At 58.6% G+C, this 15,132-nt stretch carries 15 protein-coding genes; 8 read left to right on the top strand and 7 right to left on the bottom strand.

Going from position 1 to position 15,132, the window contains the following annotated elements; translation table 11 throughout:
* Window positions 1–60: 60 nt before the first annotated feature.
* On the bottom strand, window positions 61–237 hold the full coding sequence (locus tag HMPREF3096_RS28275) for a hypothetical protein (protein ID WP_012542732.1): 177 nt from the start codon (window positions 235–237) through the stop codon (window positions 61–63).
* Between the two features lie 438 nt (window positions 238–675).
* Here HMPREF3096_RS28275 and HMPREF3096_RS00070 point away from each other — a divergent pair, with 438 nt between their 5' ends.
* Genes HMPREF3096_RS00070 through HMPREF3096_RS00055 form a run of 4 tightly spaced genes read left to right on the top strand, consistent with a single transcriptional unit; the run spans window position 676 to window position 3,733 of the window.
* On the top strand, window positions 676–1,485 hold the full coding sequence (locus tag HMPREF3096_RS00070; RefSeq protein WP_002890106.1) for an ABC transporter substrate-binding protein: 810 nt from the start codon (window positions 676–678) through the stop codon (window positions 1,483–1,485).
* A gap of 1 nt (window position 1,486) precedes the next feature.
* The gene (locus tag HMPREF3096_RS00065) at window positions 1,487–2,305 is read left to right on the top strand and encodes an amino acid ABC transporter ATP-binding protein (RefSeq protein ID WP_008805322.1); all 819 of its coding nucleotides are present in this window, start codon (window positions 1,487–1,489) and stop codon (window positions 2,303–2,305) included.
* Window positions 2,302–3,054: an amino acid ABC transporter permease gene (locus tag HMPREF3096_RS00060; protein ID WP_012968860.1), complete on the top strand. Its 753-nt coding sequence runs from the start codon at window positions 2,302–2,304 to the stop codon at window positions 3,052–3,054. The genes HMPREF3096_RS00065 and HMPREF3096_RS00060 overlap by 4 nt, the downstream gene beginning before the upstream one ends.
* On the top strand, window positions 3,044–3,733 hold the full coding sequence (locus HMPREF3096_RS00055) for an amino acid ABC transporter permease (protein ID WP_012968861.1): 690 nt from the start codon (window positions 3,044–3,046) through the stop codon (window positions 3,731–3,733). Before HMPREF3096_RS00060 ends, HMPREF3096_RS00055 begins: the two co-directional genes overlap by 11 nt.
* 3 nt (window positions 3,734–3,736) lie before the next feature.
* Here the strand turns inward: HMPREF3096_RS00055 and HMPREF3096_RS00050 are convergent, their stop codons facing one another.
* The 6 genes from HMPREF3096_RS00050 to ecpR form a co-directional block, all read right to left on the bottom strand.
* Complete coding sequence (locus HMPREF3096_RS00050) at window positions 3,737–4,447, bottom strand: fimbria/pilus periplasmic chaperone (protein WP_012542735.1); 711 nt, start codon at window positions 4,445–4,447, stop codon at window positions 3,737–3,739.
* Window positions 4,416–6,059 (bottom strand): fimbrial adhesin EcpD, encoded by a 1,644-nt coding sequence (ecpD, locus tag HMPREF3096_RS00045; protein ID WP_012968862.1) that lies wholly within the window; start codon window positions 6,057–6,059, stop codon window positions 4,416–4,418. The genes HMPREF3096_RS00050 and ecpD overlap by 32 nt, the downstream gene beginning before the upstream one ends.
* Window positions 6,049–8,574 (bottom strand): fimbrial usher EcpC, encoded by a 2,526-nt coding sequence (gene ecpC / locus HMPREF3096_RS00040; RefSeq protein ID WP_012542736.1) that lies wholly within the window; start codon window positions 8,572–8,574, stop codon window positions 6,049–6,051. The genes ecpD and ecpC overlap by 11 nt, the downstream gene beginning before the upstream one ends.
* A gap of 25 nt (window positions 8,575–8,599) precedes the next feature.
* Window positions 8,600–9,268, bottom strand: a complete 669-nt coding sequence (locus tag HMPREF3096_RS00035) for an EcpB family pilus assembly chaperone (RefSeq protein ID WP_032729410.1) — start codon at window positions 9,266–9,268, stop codon at window positions 8,600–8,602.
* A gap of 58 nt (window positions 9,269–9,326) precedes the next feature.
* Window positions 9,327–9,914, bottom strand: coding sequence for a common pilus major fimbrillin subunit EcpA (gene ecpA / locus HMPREF3096_RS00030; RefSeq protein WP_012542737.1), 588 nt, complete (start codon window positions 9,912–9,914; stop codon window positions 9,327–9,329).
* Between the two features lie 74 nt (window positions 9,915–9,988).
* The gene (gene ecpR, locus HMPREF3096_RS00025) at window positions 9,989–10,531 is read right to left on the bottom strand and encodes an ECP biosynthesis operon DNA-binding transcriptional regulator EcpR (protein ID WP_008805314.1); all 543 of its coding nucleotides are present in this window, start codon (window positions 10,529–10,531) and stop codon (window positions 9,989–9,991) included.
* A gap of 843 nt (window positions 10,532–11,374) precedes the next feature.
* Here ecpR and phnC point away from each other — a divergent pair.
* The 4 genes from phnC (at window position 11,375) to phnE (HMPREF3096_RS00005) (ending at window position 14,999) form a co-directional block, all read left to right on the top strand.
* Entirely contained in the window at window positions 11,375–12,217 is an 843-nt protein-coding gene (gene phnC, locus HMPREF3096_RS00020; protein WP_012542738.1) for a phosphonate ABC transporter ATP-binding protein, read from the top strand.
* A gap of 22 nt (window positions 12,218–12,239) precedes the next feature.
* Window positions 12,240–13,178, top strand: coding sequence for a phosphonate ABC transporter substrate-binding protein (phnD, locus tag HMPREF3096_RS00015; protein WP_032691132.1), 939 nt, complete (start codon window positions 12,240–12,242; stop codon window positions 13,176–13,178).
* Window positions 13,179–13,245: 67 nt separating this feature from the next.
* Window positions 13,246–14,118, top strand: a complete 873-nt coding sequence (phnE, locus tag HMPREF3096_RS00010; protein WP_012968864.1) for a phosphonate ABC transporter, permease protein PhnE — start codon at window positions 13,246–13,248, stop codon at window positions 14,116–14,118.
* On the top strand, window positions 14,115–14,999 hold the full coding sequence (gene phnE / locus HMPREF3096_RS00005; RefSeq protein WP_012968865.1) for a phosphonate ABC transporter, permease protein PhnE: 885 nt from the start codon (window positions 14,115–14,117) through the stop codon (window positions 14,997–14,999). Before phnE (HMPREF3096_RS00010) ends, phnE (HMPREF3096_RS00005) begins: the two co-directional genes overlap by 4 nt.
* The last annotated feature ends 133 nt before the right edge of the window (window positions 15,000–15,132 follow it).

The following is a 15,132-nucleotide window of genomic DNA, read 5'->3' as shown; positions in this document are numbered from 1 at the left end:
GCAGTCTCTTGCTACACAAAGCACACCTCGTTCCAGTAGGCTTCTCGCGTCCTGCGTCGCTCAGTATGTCTTATCATGACGGAACCACCGGGTTTCCACGTTGCCAATGTCCACGCCGTAGAGGCTGGCCACCGGCAGTATCGCCTCCATGACGCGCTGGGTATCCTGCTGTCCGGCTTCACCGTTGGACAAAAAAGCCAGCCAGCCCGTTAATCGTTGCCACAATGCCACTTTCATTTTCTCCTCTGTCGGGAAGCGAATCGCCTGGGTCTATTTCAACCACAGTTGGCCGGGCGCGGGAAATATTAATTCCGAATTTGCAATCCTGGCTGGCGCATATTACTCCCGCTCCTATCCCCTCACCCTAACCCTCTCCCTGAGGGAGAGGGAACCGCCCGGCAATCGTTACAGCCCCGGTATACACCGCGGGGCTAACGCCCATGCGCACGATGAACGGAAAATTACCCCTATCCCCTCTCCCTCTCTCCGGAGGGAGTGAGGGCCGCCCGGCAATCGTTGCCGCGCCGGTAAAACGCCAGCGGCGCATAAAGAATACCCACAGGTTTGTTAAGTTCTTTTTCGTTATAGATAAGAATTTTTTCTTCTTTGCCGCCGACGGGGAATTTGTGGGAGCGTGATGTCCACAAAACAAAACAGGGATTCAGGGGAAAAAACATGCGCAATAAAACCACAAAAATTGCACTGGCGCTGGGTATGCTGCTGCTCGCGTCTCAGGCACAGGCAGACCAGCTGGCTGACATCAAAGCCGCCGGCGTCGTGAAAGTCGCCACCTTCGACGCCAACCCGCCGTTCGGCTCCGTGGATGCCAAAACCCACCATATCGTCGGCTATGATGTCGACTTTGCCCAGGCGCTGGCGAAAGCGCTCGGCGTCAAACTCGAGCTGGTGGCCACCAACCCGGCCAACCGTATTCCGCTGCTGCAGTCCGGCAAAGCCGACCTGATCGTCGCCGACATTACCATCACCCCGGAGCGGGCCCAGGTTATTGATTTCTCAACGCCGTATTTCGTCACCGGCCAGCAGTTCCTCGTGCCGGCCGGCTCTCCGGATAAGCTTGATGAGTACAGCAAAGCGCGCATCGGCGCGGTGAAAGGCACCACCGGCGAACAGGCCCTGCACCAGCGTTTCCCGCAGGCTCGCGTCCTCTCCTATGACGATATTCCGCTGGCCCTGACCGCCCTGCGCAACGGCAACGTCCAGGCCATCACCCAGGACAGCACCATCCTCGCCGGTCTGCTGGCGGAAGCGCCGGATAAAGCCAAGTTTAAAATTCTGCCCGACCTGCTCAGCAAAGAAGAGATTGGCGTGGGCGTGAAGAAAGGCGAACCGGCCCTGTTGAAAGCCGTTAACGATGAGCTGGTGAAGCTGGAGAAAACCGGCGAAGCCGCGAAAATCTATGATGTCTGGTTTGGCCCTGCCACTAAAACGCCGCAGCCGCGCGCCTTTACCATAGAAGCGAAATAATATGTTCTCGGGTTTACTCTCCCACTCCGCGGCCCCGGCCGCGGATTTTTCACGTCTGCAGCGCGCCAGCATTACGTTCCGTGATGTGGCCAAGCGCTACGGCGATCATCAGGTGCTAAACGCCATCAACCTGCAGGTCGAGCCCGGCGAAGTGGTGGCGATCCTCGGCCCTTCCGGTTCGGGAAAATCGACGCTGATCCGCTTGATCAACCAGCTCGAATCCTTAAGCGGCGGCGAGATCCTGATCGACGATAAACCGACCAGCCGGCTGAGCGGCAGCGCCTTGCGCCAGCTGCGCAGCCGCGTCGGCTTTGTCTTCCAGCAGTTCAACCTTTACGCCCACCTGACGGCGCAGGAGAACATCACTCTGGCGCTGGAGCGCGTTCACGGCTGGGGGAAAAGCGCGGCTCAGGAGCGGGCGCTGGCGCTGCTGCGCCAGGTCGGACTGGAAGAAAAAGCGCAGCAGATGCCGGCGCAGCTCTCCGGCGGCCAGCAGCAGCGAGTGGCGATCGCCCGCGCCCTGGCCTCCTCGCCGCAGATTATCCTGTTCGATGAGCCCACCTCGGCGCTCGACCCGGAGATGATCGGCGAAGTGCTGCAGGTGATGAAAACCCTCGCCCACAGCGGGATCACCATGCTGGTGGTGACCCATGAGATGCAGTTTGCCCGGGAAATTGCCGACCGGGTGGTGTTTATCGACGGCGGCGACATTCTCGAGGTCGCCCCGCCGGCTGAGTTTTTCGCCCATCCGCAGCATGCCCGCGCACGGCGTTTTCTGCAGAAGGTGCTGGATCCGCTGCACCAGGAGAGCCTCGAGTGACGCCGATGCTTGACTGGCACGGCGTCCTGAGCGGGCAGCCGTTGCAATGGATTATCTCTGGTTTTCTCACCACCGTCTGGGTCAGCGTCGCCGGGATCCTGCTCGCCACCCTGCTGGCGGTCCTGCTGCTGGCCCTGCGCCTCGGCGGCGGCCGCGCGGGGCGCGGACTGGTGGCCGCGTGGGTCTCGTTGTTTCGCAACACTCCGCTGCTGGTCCAGCTGCTGTTCTGGTACTTTGCCGCCTGGAACCTGCTGCCGCTGGCGGTGAAGGAGGTGGTGAACGACGAACACGCCTGGTCCATTTTGCCGGGTAACGTCTGGTGGCTGACGCCGGAGTTCCTCTGCTCGATGTGGGGGCTGGGGGTCTTTACCTCCGCCTTTCTGGTGGAAGAGATCGCCTCCGGACTGCGCGCCGTCAGCCACGGGCAGCGGGAAGCCGCGCTGTCGCAGGGCTTTACGCCGTGGCAGGAGCTGCGCTTTATCCTCCTGCCGCAGGGGCTGGCCAACGCCTGGCAGCCGATTGTCGGCCAGTATCTTAACCTGATGAAACTCTCATCGCTGGCCAGCGGCATCGGCTTTGCGGAACTGACCTATCAGGTACGACAGATTGAGAGCTATAACGCGCACGCCCTGGAGGCGTTTGCCGTCGGTACCGCGCTGTACCTGGCGCTGGGGGTGGCGATGGGCGTGGCGCTAACGCGTCTCGGCCCGGGAAGAAAACTGCAACGGAGCGCCCAACATGAACGCTAATCTGGCGGTGATCGCCGATAACCTCGATTACCTGCTGTGGGGCCGACTGGCGGAGGGCCAGCCCGGCGGCGTGGCGCTGACCCTGCTGATGGCCATCGGCGCCACCCTGCTGGCGCTGCCGGGAGGCATTGCGCTGGCGGGCCTGGCCTGGCGCTACGGCGGGCTGGTGCGGCGTCTGCTGTTTCTGTGGGCGGAAATTATTCGCGGCATCCCGCTGATATTTGTCATCTTCTGGCTGTGGTATCTGCTGCCGATGCTGACCGGCGGCGATCTGCCCGGCGCGGTAACCGTGACCCTGGCGCTGGCGTGGTTTACCGCCGCCTCGGTGATGCACTCGGTGCTGGCCGGGCTGCAGTCGCTGCCGAAAGGACAGTATGAGGCGGCGCTAACCCAGGGGTTCGCCCCCGGGCAAACGCTGCGCCTGGTGCTGCTCCCGCAGGCGCTGCGTAACGTTCAGCCCTCGCTGGTGGGGATCTTTATCGGCCTGCTGAAAGACACGTCGCTGGCGTTTATCGTCAACGTCCCGGAGCTGACTACCGTGGCCGGCCAGGTCAACAACCGGGTGCAGATCTATCCCCTGGCGATCTTCGTCTTCACCGGCGCGGTGTACTACCTGCTGTGCTGCGGTCTGAGCCTGCTGGCCAGCCGGCGTTTTACCCGCCGCGCGACCACCGGATAAGGGTCACTCCGCGGGACGGGGCTTCACCGGGCAGGTATCGCTGATCTTAATAAATTTGTCGTTATAAACCAGATAGTGGTTCCCCGGCTGGCGCAACGCTGGCTGGCGAACCACGTCGCCAGGACGCAGATACCACGCGTCCCCCTCCTCTTCGGTCGAATCGCATCCGGGTTTAATCAGCAGCTTGAACCAGGTATTGCCGGTGTTGCTCACCGTCCCGGCCACCTTATCGAAAGACCATTTAAACTGCACCTCGCGTGGGCGCACCACCAGAATGGTATCCATCACCACCACCGGCTCCATGCTGACCTCGCCGCCGGTCGGGCTGCGCCTCGTCAGGTTGCGGGTGGGGATTTCGCGAAACGAGACCCGATAGTAGCGCTCGCGGTTATCCCGCGGGCCATGATAGTAAAATTTAAAATACTCGCTCTCACCTGCCTGCAGCACCAGTTGGCGGGGGGCAAACAGCAGTTCGCCATCCACCGGCCGGGAGCGTACTTCGCTGCCGCCCGGACGATCGATGGCGCTGATGGCGATGCGGTACAGCCGCGCGCTTTTATTGTTGTTGACCACCCGTTTACTGGCGAAATCCGCTTCGGCCGGCAGGGAAAAGGTCAGGTTGCCGACCGAGATCGCCTGCGCCAGCGGCGCTGCCAGCAGGCAGCCCACCGTCAGCAGGGCCTTAGTTAATGTTGCGCCACGTCGCCTGGACATGAATCTCTCCTGAAGCGCTGACTTCGCCAAACCAGCCGTTATCGTCTACCGTCCGCAGCGAAATGGCGTTATCCATCGGAATCGAAAATTTCACCGTGGTCTTATCCATCTGCCCCACTTCGCCGGAGATATCGGTCCATGGCGTGGTCAGCCACAGCGCATCGGTCATATCCCGCCAGCTGTCATCGCACCCGGCATCGTAGGTCTGCGTCGTGCCGCTGCGGGTGATAAAAGAGAGCGTCGCCGGGAACGGCACTTTCGCCGTACCGTCATCAGAGCTGAAGAGACAGTAGGAACGCCCGCCAATCACCTGCGCCGGTCCGGTCACCTTGATCAGCACTTCATCGGCGGCCGTTTTACCGCTGGTGGTGACGATGTAGCCGAAATCGAGCGCCGGTTCGCCGCTGCCGACATATCCCTCGCGCGACGGCGCCGAGGTATATTCGTCCGAGATAATGCTGATGCTGAAATCACGGGGCTTGATAATCAGCGTGTTGGAGGTGGAAAACTCATACCAGCCTGACTCCGGCGAGGTGGTGTTCTGAAAGCGAAAGTTGAACAGATCCTTGGTGTTGATATCGCTGATCCCGAGGTTCACCATCTGCTTAAAGAAGTTGCTGGAGAAGAAAACATAGATCGAGTCTGAGCTCTTCATCTCGTTGAAAGTGTAGTAATAAGCGGTATTGCTCACCGGCTTCCAGGAGCTGCCGTTGAGGCTGAACTGCATATCGTACGCCCCGACGGCCGAGGCCAGCGACGAGTTGGCGATCGCCGGGAAAATATGGATCGAGGTGTTGCTTAAGCCGTTGGTCTGTAAGGTATAGTTGACCATCTTACAGCTTAATCCTGCGCGGCTGCCGATGGTCTGCGTCTGGCAGTCGGCGTTCCCTTCACCCAGGGTCGGCACGCCGTCGCTGTTGATAAACACCTCCGCCAGCGAGTGGGTATTAATCAACCGCAGGTTCGCGGCTTTGGTGTGGGTGACGTTGCGCACATACCAGTTACCGGAGGCCTGATCCTTACAGCGCGCACCGCTGCTGGCATCGTAGTTCACCGAGGTCTGACAGGCATTGATGGTCATCGTAAAGCTGCCGCCGACCGGCATCTGCTGCAAATATTGATAAAACGCGTCCGACATCATGCCGTGCATCCACTTCGCGCCGCCGCTGGTCACCGTCGCGCCATAAAACCCGCTGGCGTCGGTGGTTTGCGGCAGGATCAGGCTGGTGGCCATATCGCACCCGGCGTACCAGTTGATGCAGCGCAGGCCGGTTAAGGGGTGCGAAACCGGCGAGTTTTCCAGCCACATATCAAACTTCCAGTTGGCATTGAGCCCGGTGTTGTAGCCGTTATCGATATAGCCGAGACTCTGCTGATAAATGGTGCCGGAGCCGGTGTATTTTAAGCCGGTCCAGCGGTTAGCGCCGGTCATACGCGGATCCAGCGCCCCGCCGGGGGTGACGAAAAAGTTGTCGTCGGAGTTGTTTTCAACAAACACAAACTCGCGCGCCGGCGCATCCGACCAGGTGGTCTTGGTCACCGCCGCCCTGAGTGCGGCTGCCGGCCAAAGCAGCGCGAGGATCGCCAGCGCCATCAGTGCATTAACTTTCATTCTCTTCTCCTGTCTGCTGCACCGCCGCCCACGACGAGAGGCCGCTGCAGACCACATCCCCGACCCAGACGGCGCCGCGTGCCTGGCTGAGCTCCAGCGCCACTTCGCAGGTTTTATTGCCGCCGTAGCTGAAATCGATAGTGGGGTATTTCTTATCCACGTCCATGACAAACTCGCCGTTTTCATCGGTCCGGGTACGGCCGATATGGTTGTTAATCCGCGCATTCGCCAGCAGCGTGCCGTCTTCTGCACGAATACGACCGGAGACGGTGACCATCTGCTTCACCTCTGGCTCAATCACTGCGACGTTGCCCGGATAAAGGGTCAGATGACTCTTACGCCCGCTGACGATGTCGTAGCTATCGAGCGAGTTTTTGCTGTTCTGCAGCTCCACCTCATAGCGGCCATAGGGAGAGAGCGGCAGGTAGTTACGCTTGCCGCTGAGCGGGAAAATCCGCCCGTTAACCCTGGCGCTAATCTGACCATCGTCCTCCAGCCCGGTGTTGAAGATCACTCCGGCGTTACCGTCGGTTCGTCCGCTGGCGGCGATGTTTTTGCCCTGCCAGCCGACGCTGCCGCTGGCGGTGAGGTTAGTGTTGACGTAGCCGTCCGCCGCACTGTTGACGTTCAGCGTGCCGCTGGCGTAGCGGGCGTCGAACTGGGCATACGCTCCGCCGCTGAGGGTTTTGTCATCCCCGGTATCGCCGGAGATGGCCCGCGACAGATTGGCGCCGATGGTGCGAATAGTGCCTTCATCAAACTGCTTGCGCGCTGAGAGGTTAGCCATGGTGTAGCCGTTCTGATGGGTCATCCCGGCGCTGAACCAGTTGCCCAGCGGCAGCGAGAGATCGAGAGCGATATATTTCCCGGTGTTGGCGCTGCTGTCGCCATTGTTATAGCGCTGGATCCCCGCCCGCAGGCCGAGCGATCCAAAGGCGCCGCTGTAGACCGTCTGATAGTAATCCGCAGTGTAGTAATGACTGTTGTAGCGGCGGTCATCGTTGTAGCTGACGCTGAACGTCCCCAGCTTCGACCACAGCGCGTTCAGGTTGAGGGTGCCGCCGATCGCCCGGTTGTCGGCATCGCTGCGCCGCAATTGATCGCCAATGCGGGTTCTCTCCTGGTTGACCCACACTGAACTGAAGCCTCCCGGCAGCGTAGCGCTGATGCTGCCGACGCTGCTCCAGGAACTGTCGCTGGCCAGCATATTCTGCAGGTTAACGTTGATCGACTCGCCCAGCGGCAGCGTCAGGCGGGTTTCCCCCACCGCCTGGTTGTCGTAGCCATAGCCCGTTGCCGCCCAGCTCAGGGTGCTGAGCGACCCGGAGGTCGAGAGGCCTGCCAGCCAGCTCTCTTTTGCCGGCCGGGTCTTTTTGCCGCTTTCCGACCAGCGATCCATATGGAAACTGCCGCCCCATACCTGCCACGCCAGCGGCGCGCCGATGCCGCGTCCCCGGCTGAACAGCTTATTGACCCGCTGGGTGCGTTTGCTGACCACCCGACCATTAACGATCACCTCCACTTCCACGTCGTAAATACCGTACGGCAGGCCGCGGGTATCCACTTCATGGTTGCCCATGGCGAAGTTCTGGACGCTCAGCAACCGGCCGTCACGGGTGAGATGCACCTCGCCCGCCGCCGGTAAAAAGGCAATCACCGGCGTGGCCGACTGACTGTTGTCGAAGACGGTGGAGCTGGCCTGATTCCCCCAGGAAAGGCCGTAAATCTTGCCGGCCGAAATAGCGGTCATCGGTCCCAGGGACTGCAGGTTCCAGGTGTCGAGCATCCCGCCGGCAAAGCGGTGGCCGGCGAAATCGCGCTCATACATGGCCTTATATAATTCACTGTCCTGCTGACCGCTGCCGATCCCGTACAGCGAGCCGTCGAGCACCACGTGATGCTCTCGCAGCGCGGTGACGTTGTTCAGCGACAGGTAGCTGGAGGTGTTGCTCCCGCCATTGCGCATCTGGTTGTTATAGACGCCGAGGTTATAGCTCAGGTTGCTGCTGAGGGTGTTCACGCTGGACTGACCGATATCTTCGCTGCGCGAGCGCAGCACGGTGCCCAGCGCCTCGCGTTTGACCACCAGCTGCAGCAGCAGCTGACGCAGGCTGAGATCCAGCTGCGCGCTGTCGGTCAGGGGAATGGTGAGTGCCTCGCTGAACGGGGCGTTGGCCAGGCCGATCAGCTGCTGTCGGGTCTGTTGGCTGACGCTGGCGTTCCCCTCGCTCTCCTCCAGTTGGATCTGCCGGACACGCAGCTGGCCGTCGTCCAGCCAGATAAAGGCGCTGCCGATCCGCTGATCGTCACGGGTGTCCTGGCTGCCGGCAAGATGAATATAGAGCGGGACGCTCATACCGTCCTGCAGCGCCCGGCTGAAGGCCTGCGGAATAATCACCCCGCCAATCTGCTGGGCACGTACGGCAGCAGCGCTGGCGTCGGGCTGAACGAACAAAAAGATCATGCCGAAGGCAAGCTGCGTTTTCAGTCCTGGGGAAATCCGTCGTAGAGGCATCGTCGTTATCCATCTGCACAACTGTCTATTTCACGGGAACAAACTGCTCACCCTGCCAAAGCGCAACCCGTCCTTTTTTATTCGCCGTGTCCACCTGCGTAAAACGGCGCGATTTACCCGGCATCAGGTAGTAATTCTCTTTACACTCCTTACCGTCGGCGGCCTTCATGCAAGGGCCGTAGGCGAGGATCCGCAGCGTCGCATTCCCGGTGTTGGTCAGAGAGCCGTTGGCGTACTGAAAGCGATAGTTCACCTGCCGGGGCGCCACCACCAGAATGGTGCCGATGCGGGCGGACGCCGTCGCTACCGCGCTGCGGTTGGCGTTATCGCGCTGGGCATCGCTGAGTGCCTGATCGAACCAGACAATGCGGTAGTAGCGCTCTTTGTCATCCGCCGGGCCTTTGTAGAAGAAACGGATGACATCGCTGGCCTGGGCGGGTAGCAGCAGGCTGGCGGGGGTAAGCAGCACCTCATCCGGTTTATCCATCGGGATAACCTGCCCACCATCCAGCGGGGAAGAGAGCCGTTCGAGATGGATATTGATCAGTCGACCGCTGTCTGTGCTGTTCTTGATTGTTTTGCTCAGCGTGCTGCTGCCGCTGTTCATAAAAGATGAGATATCGCCGACATCCAACGCCTGCGCCGGCGACACCCCGACAAGCAGCAGCCCGAGAGCCAGAAGGTGCTTTTTCATAACAATTCCGTCCGTGAAAAAAGCAGGGGGAGCCCCCCCTGCTGGTGCATCAGAAGGATCAGCTGGTCCAGGTGGCGTCGAACTGGACGCTGACGTCGCCGCTCCAGATCCCTTCCGGCAGGGTGCTGTAATCGGTCACTGCGGTGGTGCCGTTGGTGGTGCCGCTGATGATGGAGAAAGTGAAACCATCCTGCGCGGTGGTACGGCCGCTGGCGTTGTAGCCATTAGCCAGCGCGCTGAGGTTGCCGCCCAGCACGCCGTTAGCGGTATCGATCATCACGGTATCTGCCGTTTTTTCGACCGCGGCGCCGTTATAATCCACACCCACGCTCAGCGTGGAGCCGGAAGTGTCCAGCTGGGTTAAGGTGTTGGTGATAAGGCGCGAGGTCAGCTTAAAGGCGGTCGCCGTTGCGTCACCCTCAATCGCCACGTCAAACAGACCTTTCTGCGAGTTAAAGCCTTTAATGCCTTCGGCGTACTGGAATGCCAGGCTGCCGAGCGGGGTCACAACCAGCTTGCTGGTGGTGTCTTTTTTAGCGGTCGCCGACCAGGTCGCAACAGCCTGAGCCGTTACGTCAGCAGCCTGCGCCACACCCATACCGGTAAACGCTGTTACCAGAGCTATTGCCAGAACCTTTTTTTTCATCGCTTTTTCATCCTGAGTTGAATTAAGGACATGATGTCCCGGTGAACCATTTAAAAAACAATATTGCCTGGGTGTTACTGAACTAACTTATATATTTTGGAATACAGTTTGGCCTCAGCATTGCGCCGATGGGTATATACTGTCTTCACGCTACAATTTTCAATTCTGGCGATCGATTTCGGCTGCATGCCCTGAGCGGTCATGCGGATTATTTTCATTTCCCGGTCAGTAATTTTATCTTTCTTAATATCTTTGCGGAGAAATCTGCCATTAATTACGTAGGCCAGTTCTTTTCTAATATCGCGACTCAGGCCAACATATACCACGCCGCGAATATTGCTATTGTAATACCAGTAATTTGCTAAGGCTTCTGATTTCCTGGCCGCAATCAATACGACCTGTTTCCCCTTTACCGCGGATAGCCATTCGCTATCGCGCCTGATAAATTCATTTAAAGAAGCCGTGTTGAGATTGATAAACACAAAATCCTTTCTAATCTTCTCCTGCGACAGATAAATTAATTCATCGATATCCAGAATGAGTTCGGATAGTCCTTTATAGAAGTAGGAGTCATGGGCAGACCAAATGTACTTATCGGAACAGCATTTATATTCCATATAGTTTTTAACCTCATAGTCCTTGAAGTAATCATTTTTACAACTTCACTGTTTGCCAGGCCTACAAAGTTAACTGGCGTATTCGCTTCCTTTAATAAATCGCCATTAAATAAGACACGCATTACTTATCAATATTTGATAAGCCGGGTTTAATTTTAATTATTTCTGCATGGCGTTGAATTTAAGTTTTTTCCTATGGAGTGTCAACACGCGGACAGGCAATCAATTTCGTGCCTGGGTCAATATTTACAAAAACTGAAAATATCGGATTTTTGAGGAGTGGAAAAAGACATTTATTTTCATGAGGTTATTGGCAATATTACCCTCAATTCTTACTTGTGCTTTATATTACCCAGGATCTTCGCCCTATTATGTTAGGAATATTCTTAATGAGGGGCAGGATGGAGTTGTCAAATAAACCAAATTAACAACAAAATAAAGAATATAAATCTAAATATAAGCAATAACCAGGATGATTTACCAATTCATAAGCCACATGAATAGATTAACCTGCCGCACAAAATAGTTATGCATATGTTAATTCTGCGGAATGATGAATGCTAAACAAAGGTAGAAGCATTATCTATTCGATTAAACAGACCTCATTAGCAAGATAAAACGAGTTTTGCCGATAGGTGCCTGCCGTCACGGGTGCGCCTGCCTTCGCGCCCCCCGAAAGCATAGCCGCTTTTCAAGGCTTCGCCAGCGGTCAGCAAGCCGCGCGGTCGGCCTGTCATCCCCGCCTTTTCCCGCCTGTTCACGCTTTGTTCGCAATACCGTCATCGAAATTTCATATAAAGACCTATTAATAGTGCCCAGTTAATGACGAACCTGGACACTCTTATGAACAGCTCTCTTGCCGCGGTGGCCGAAACTGATTTCCAGCCGTTCACCGATCTCGATGCCGGCCTGCAGCGGAAGGTCTTAAGCGTGCGTAACCTGACGAAAGCCTATCATGCTCAGCACAAGGTGCTGGACGGCATCAGCTTTGACCTGCACGCCGGTGAAATGGTCGGGGTCATTGGCCGCTCCGGCGCCGGTAAATCGACGCTCCTGCATGTCCTTAATGGTACGCACAGCGCCAGCGGCGGTGAAATTCTTAGCTATCCGGAAGTCGGTATGCCACACGATGTCTCAAAGCTGAAAGGCCGCTCACTCAACGCCTGGCGCAGTCAGTGCGGGATGATCTTTCAGGACTTCTGCTTGGTACCGCGCCTCGACGTGCTCACCAACGTCCTGCTTGGCCGGCTCAGCCAGACCTCAACCCTGAAGTCGCTGTTTAAAATTTTCCCCGCCGCCGACCGGGCGCGCGCCATTGCGCTGCTCGAATGGATGAACATGCTGCCGCACGCGCTGCAGCGGGCGGAGAATCTCTCCGGGGGACAGATGCAGCGGGTGGCAATCTGCCGGGCGCTGATGCAAAACCCCGGCATATTGCTGGCCGACGAACCTGTCGCCTCGCTGGATCCGAAAAACACCCAGCGCATCATGGATGTGCTGCGCGAGATCAGCGAGCAGGGCATCAGCGTGATGGTAAACCTGCATTCGGTAGAGCTGGTGAAGGCCTACTGCACCCGGGTTATCGGCGTCGCCAGCGGCCAGCTTATTTTTGACGATCACCCCTCCCGGCTGACGCAGGATGTGCTGCAGCAGCTGTACGGCGATGAAGTTAGCCAATTGCATTAATTCCACTCACACGGGCAACATAATGAAAAAATATATGACTGGCGCAGTTCGTTTATCCGCAGTGGTCGCGGGCATGATGATGGCATGGCAGGCGGCGGCAGCGCAGCCGAAAGAGCTGAATCTGGGCATTCTCGGCGGGCAGAACGCCACCCAGCAAATCGGTGATAACCAGTGTGTGAAGACCTTCCTCGATAAAGAGCTGAACGTGGATACCAAACTGCGTAACTCTTCCGACTATTCCGGGGTGATCCAGGGTCTGCTGGGGGGTAAAGTCGACGTGGTGCTGAGCATGTCCCCCTCCTCTTACGCTTCGGTTTATATCAATAACCCGAAAGCCGTGGATATCGTCGGCATCGCCGTGGACGATAAAGATCAGTCCCGCGGCTATCACTCCGTGGTGATCGTCAAAGCCGACTCCCCGTACAAAACGCTGGACGATTTAAAAGGCAAAGCCTTCGGCTTCGCCGATCCGGATTCCACTTCCGGGTATCTGATCCCTAACCATGCGTTTAAAGAAAAATTTGGCGGAAACGCCGACAACAAATACAACAATACCTTCTCCAGCGTCACCTTCTCCGGCGGCCACGAGCAGGACATTCTCGGCGTGCTGAACGGCCAGTTCGCGGGCGCGGTCACCTGGACCTCGATGGTCGGCGATTACAACACCGGCTACACCACCGGCGCGTTCAACCGTCTGATTCGCATGGATCATCCGGATCTGATGAAGCAGATCCGCATTATCTGGCAATCGCCGCTGATCCCGAACGGCCCGATCCTGGTGAGCAATGCGCTGCCGGCGGACTTTAAGGCGAAGGTCGTGGCGGCGGTGAAAAAACTGGACACCGAGGATCACGCCTGCTTTATCAAAGCGATGGGCGGTACCCAGCACATCGGTCCGGGCAGCGTGGCTGACTTCCAGCAGATTATCGACATGAAACGCGAGCTGGTGAGCGCGCGTTAATCCTGCCTCAACGCCGCCTGCTTGCCCCCAGGGTGAGCGGCGGCGCTACGTTGAAGATCCCCGACGCATGAAGACGACCCACACCGAATTTGAACGCTATTACCAGCAAGTACGCTCGCGGCAAAAGCGCGATACCGTCTGCTGGTCGTTACTCCTGCTGGCGCTCTATTTTGCCGCCGGCAGCGCCGCAGAATTTAATCTGCTGACCATCTGGCACTCGCTGCCCCACTTCTTTGACTATATGGCAGAGACCATTCCGCCTCTGAGTGCCGGTAACCTGTTCGCCGATGTGCAGACCAAAGGCTCGCTGGCCTGGTGGGGCTATCGCCTGCCGATCCAGCTGCCGCTCATCTGGGAAACCCTGCAGCTGGCGCTGGCCTCGACGCTGGTGGCGGTCGCCATTGCCACCATCTTCGCGTTCCTCGCCGCCAACAACGCCTGGACCCCAGCGCCGGTACGCTTTGCCATTCGGGTACTGGTGGCGTTTTTGCGCACCATGCCCGAGCTGGCGTGGGCGGTGATCTTTGTCATGGCGTTCGGCATCGGCGCGATCCCGGGATTTCTGGCGCTGATGCTGCACACCGTCGGCAGCCTGACCAAACTGTTCTACGAGGCGGTGGAGAGCGCGCAAAACAAACCGGTACGCGGCCTGGCGGCCTGCGGCGCGTCGCCGCTGCAGAAAATCCGCTTCGCCCTGTGGCCGCAAGTGAAACCGCTGTTTCTCTCCTACGGCTTTATGCGGCTTGAAATCAACTTCCGTTCGTCGACGATTCTCGGGCTGGTGGGCGCGGGCGGTATCGGCCAGGAGCTGATGACCAATATCAAGCTCGACCGCTACGATCAGGTGAGCATCACCCTGCTGCTGATCATTCTGGTGGTGTCGGCGCTGGACATGCTGTCCGGTCGTCTGCGCCTGTGGGTACTGGAGGGTAAGAAATGAGCGTCTGGCACATGCAACCGGATATCGCCGCCAGCCGGCGGCAGCATAAACAGCTCTATCAGGTTCAGGGGCGCTACCTGCGCTACGTCGGGCTGGTGGCGCTGGCCTGCGTGCTCTATTACGTCTGGTTTTTTCTGCAGTTTGGCATCAGCGGCGAGCAGCTGACCACCGGTCTGCAGCAGATTGGCCGCTACCTGGCGCGGATGTTCGTCTGGCACGACTTCTGGAACTGGCCGTTCGGCTATTACTTCACGCAAATCGGCATCACCCTGGCTATCGTCTTCGCCGGGACGCTGACCGCCACGGTGCTGGCGCTGCTGCTCTCCTTCTTTGCCGCCCGCAACATCATGCGCGGCGTGGTGCTGGGGACCCTTGCCCTGCTGATGCGCCGCCTGTTTGATGTGCTGCGCGGGATCGACATGGCTATCTGGGGGTTGATTTTCGTGCGCGCGGTCGGCCTCGGGCCGCTGGCTGGGGTGCTGGCGATCATCATGCAGGACACCGGTCTGCTGGGACGGCTGTACGCGGAAGGACACGAAGCCGTGGACCGCTCGCCCGGGCGCGGGCTGACCGCCGTGGGCGCGAACGGCCTGCAAAAGCATCGCTTTGGCATTTTTACCCAGTCGTTCCCAACCTTCCTCGCCCTGAGCCTGTATCAGATTGAATCCAACACCCGCTCCGCGGCGGTGCTGGGCTTCGTCGGCGCCGGGGGTATCGGGCTTATCTATGCCGAGAACATGCGCCTGTGGAACTGGGATGTGGTGATGTTTATCACCCTGCTGCTGGTGGCGGTGGTGATGATCATGGACACCCTTTCCGCCTGGCTGCGCCGTCGCTATATCGGCGGCGCCGCGGTGCCGCTGTATCAGGGCGGACGCTAGCACACCTTTGCGCCGGATGGCGGCTTCGCCTTATCCGGCCTACTCGTCCAGGACTGGCTGTTGACTCACCGCCGGGCCTGGGGCAACTGAAACTGCCGGTACTGGCGGCCTCAAAATCGCTGAGACGTTCCCG

The organism is Klebsiella sp. HMSC25G12, from assembly GCF_001807705.1.
Lineage (GTDB): Bacteria > Pseudomonadota > Gammaproteobacteria > Enterobacterales > Enterobacteriaceae > Klebsiella > Klebsiella variicola.
This window is presented reverse-complemented; position numbering and strand designations above follow the sequence as displayed.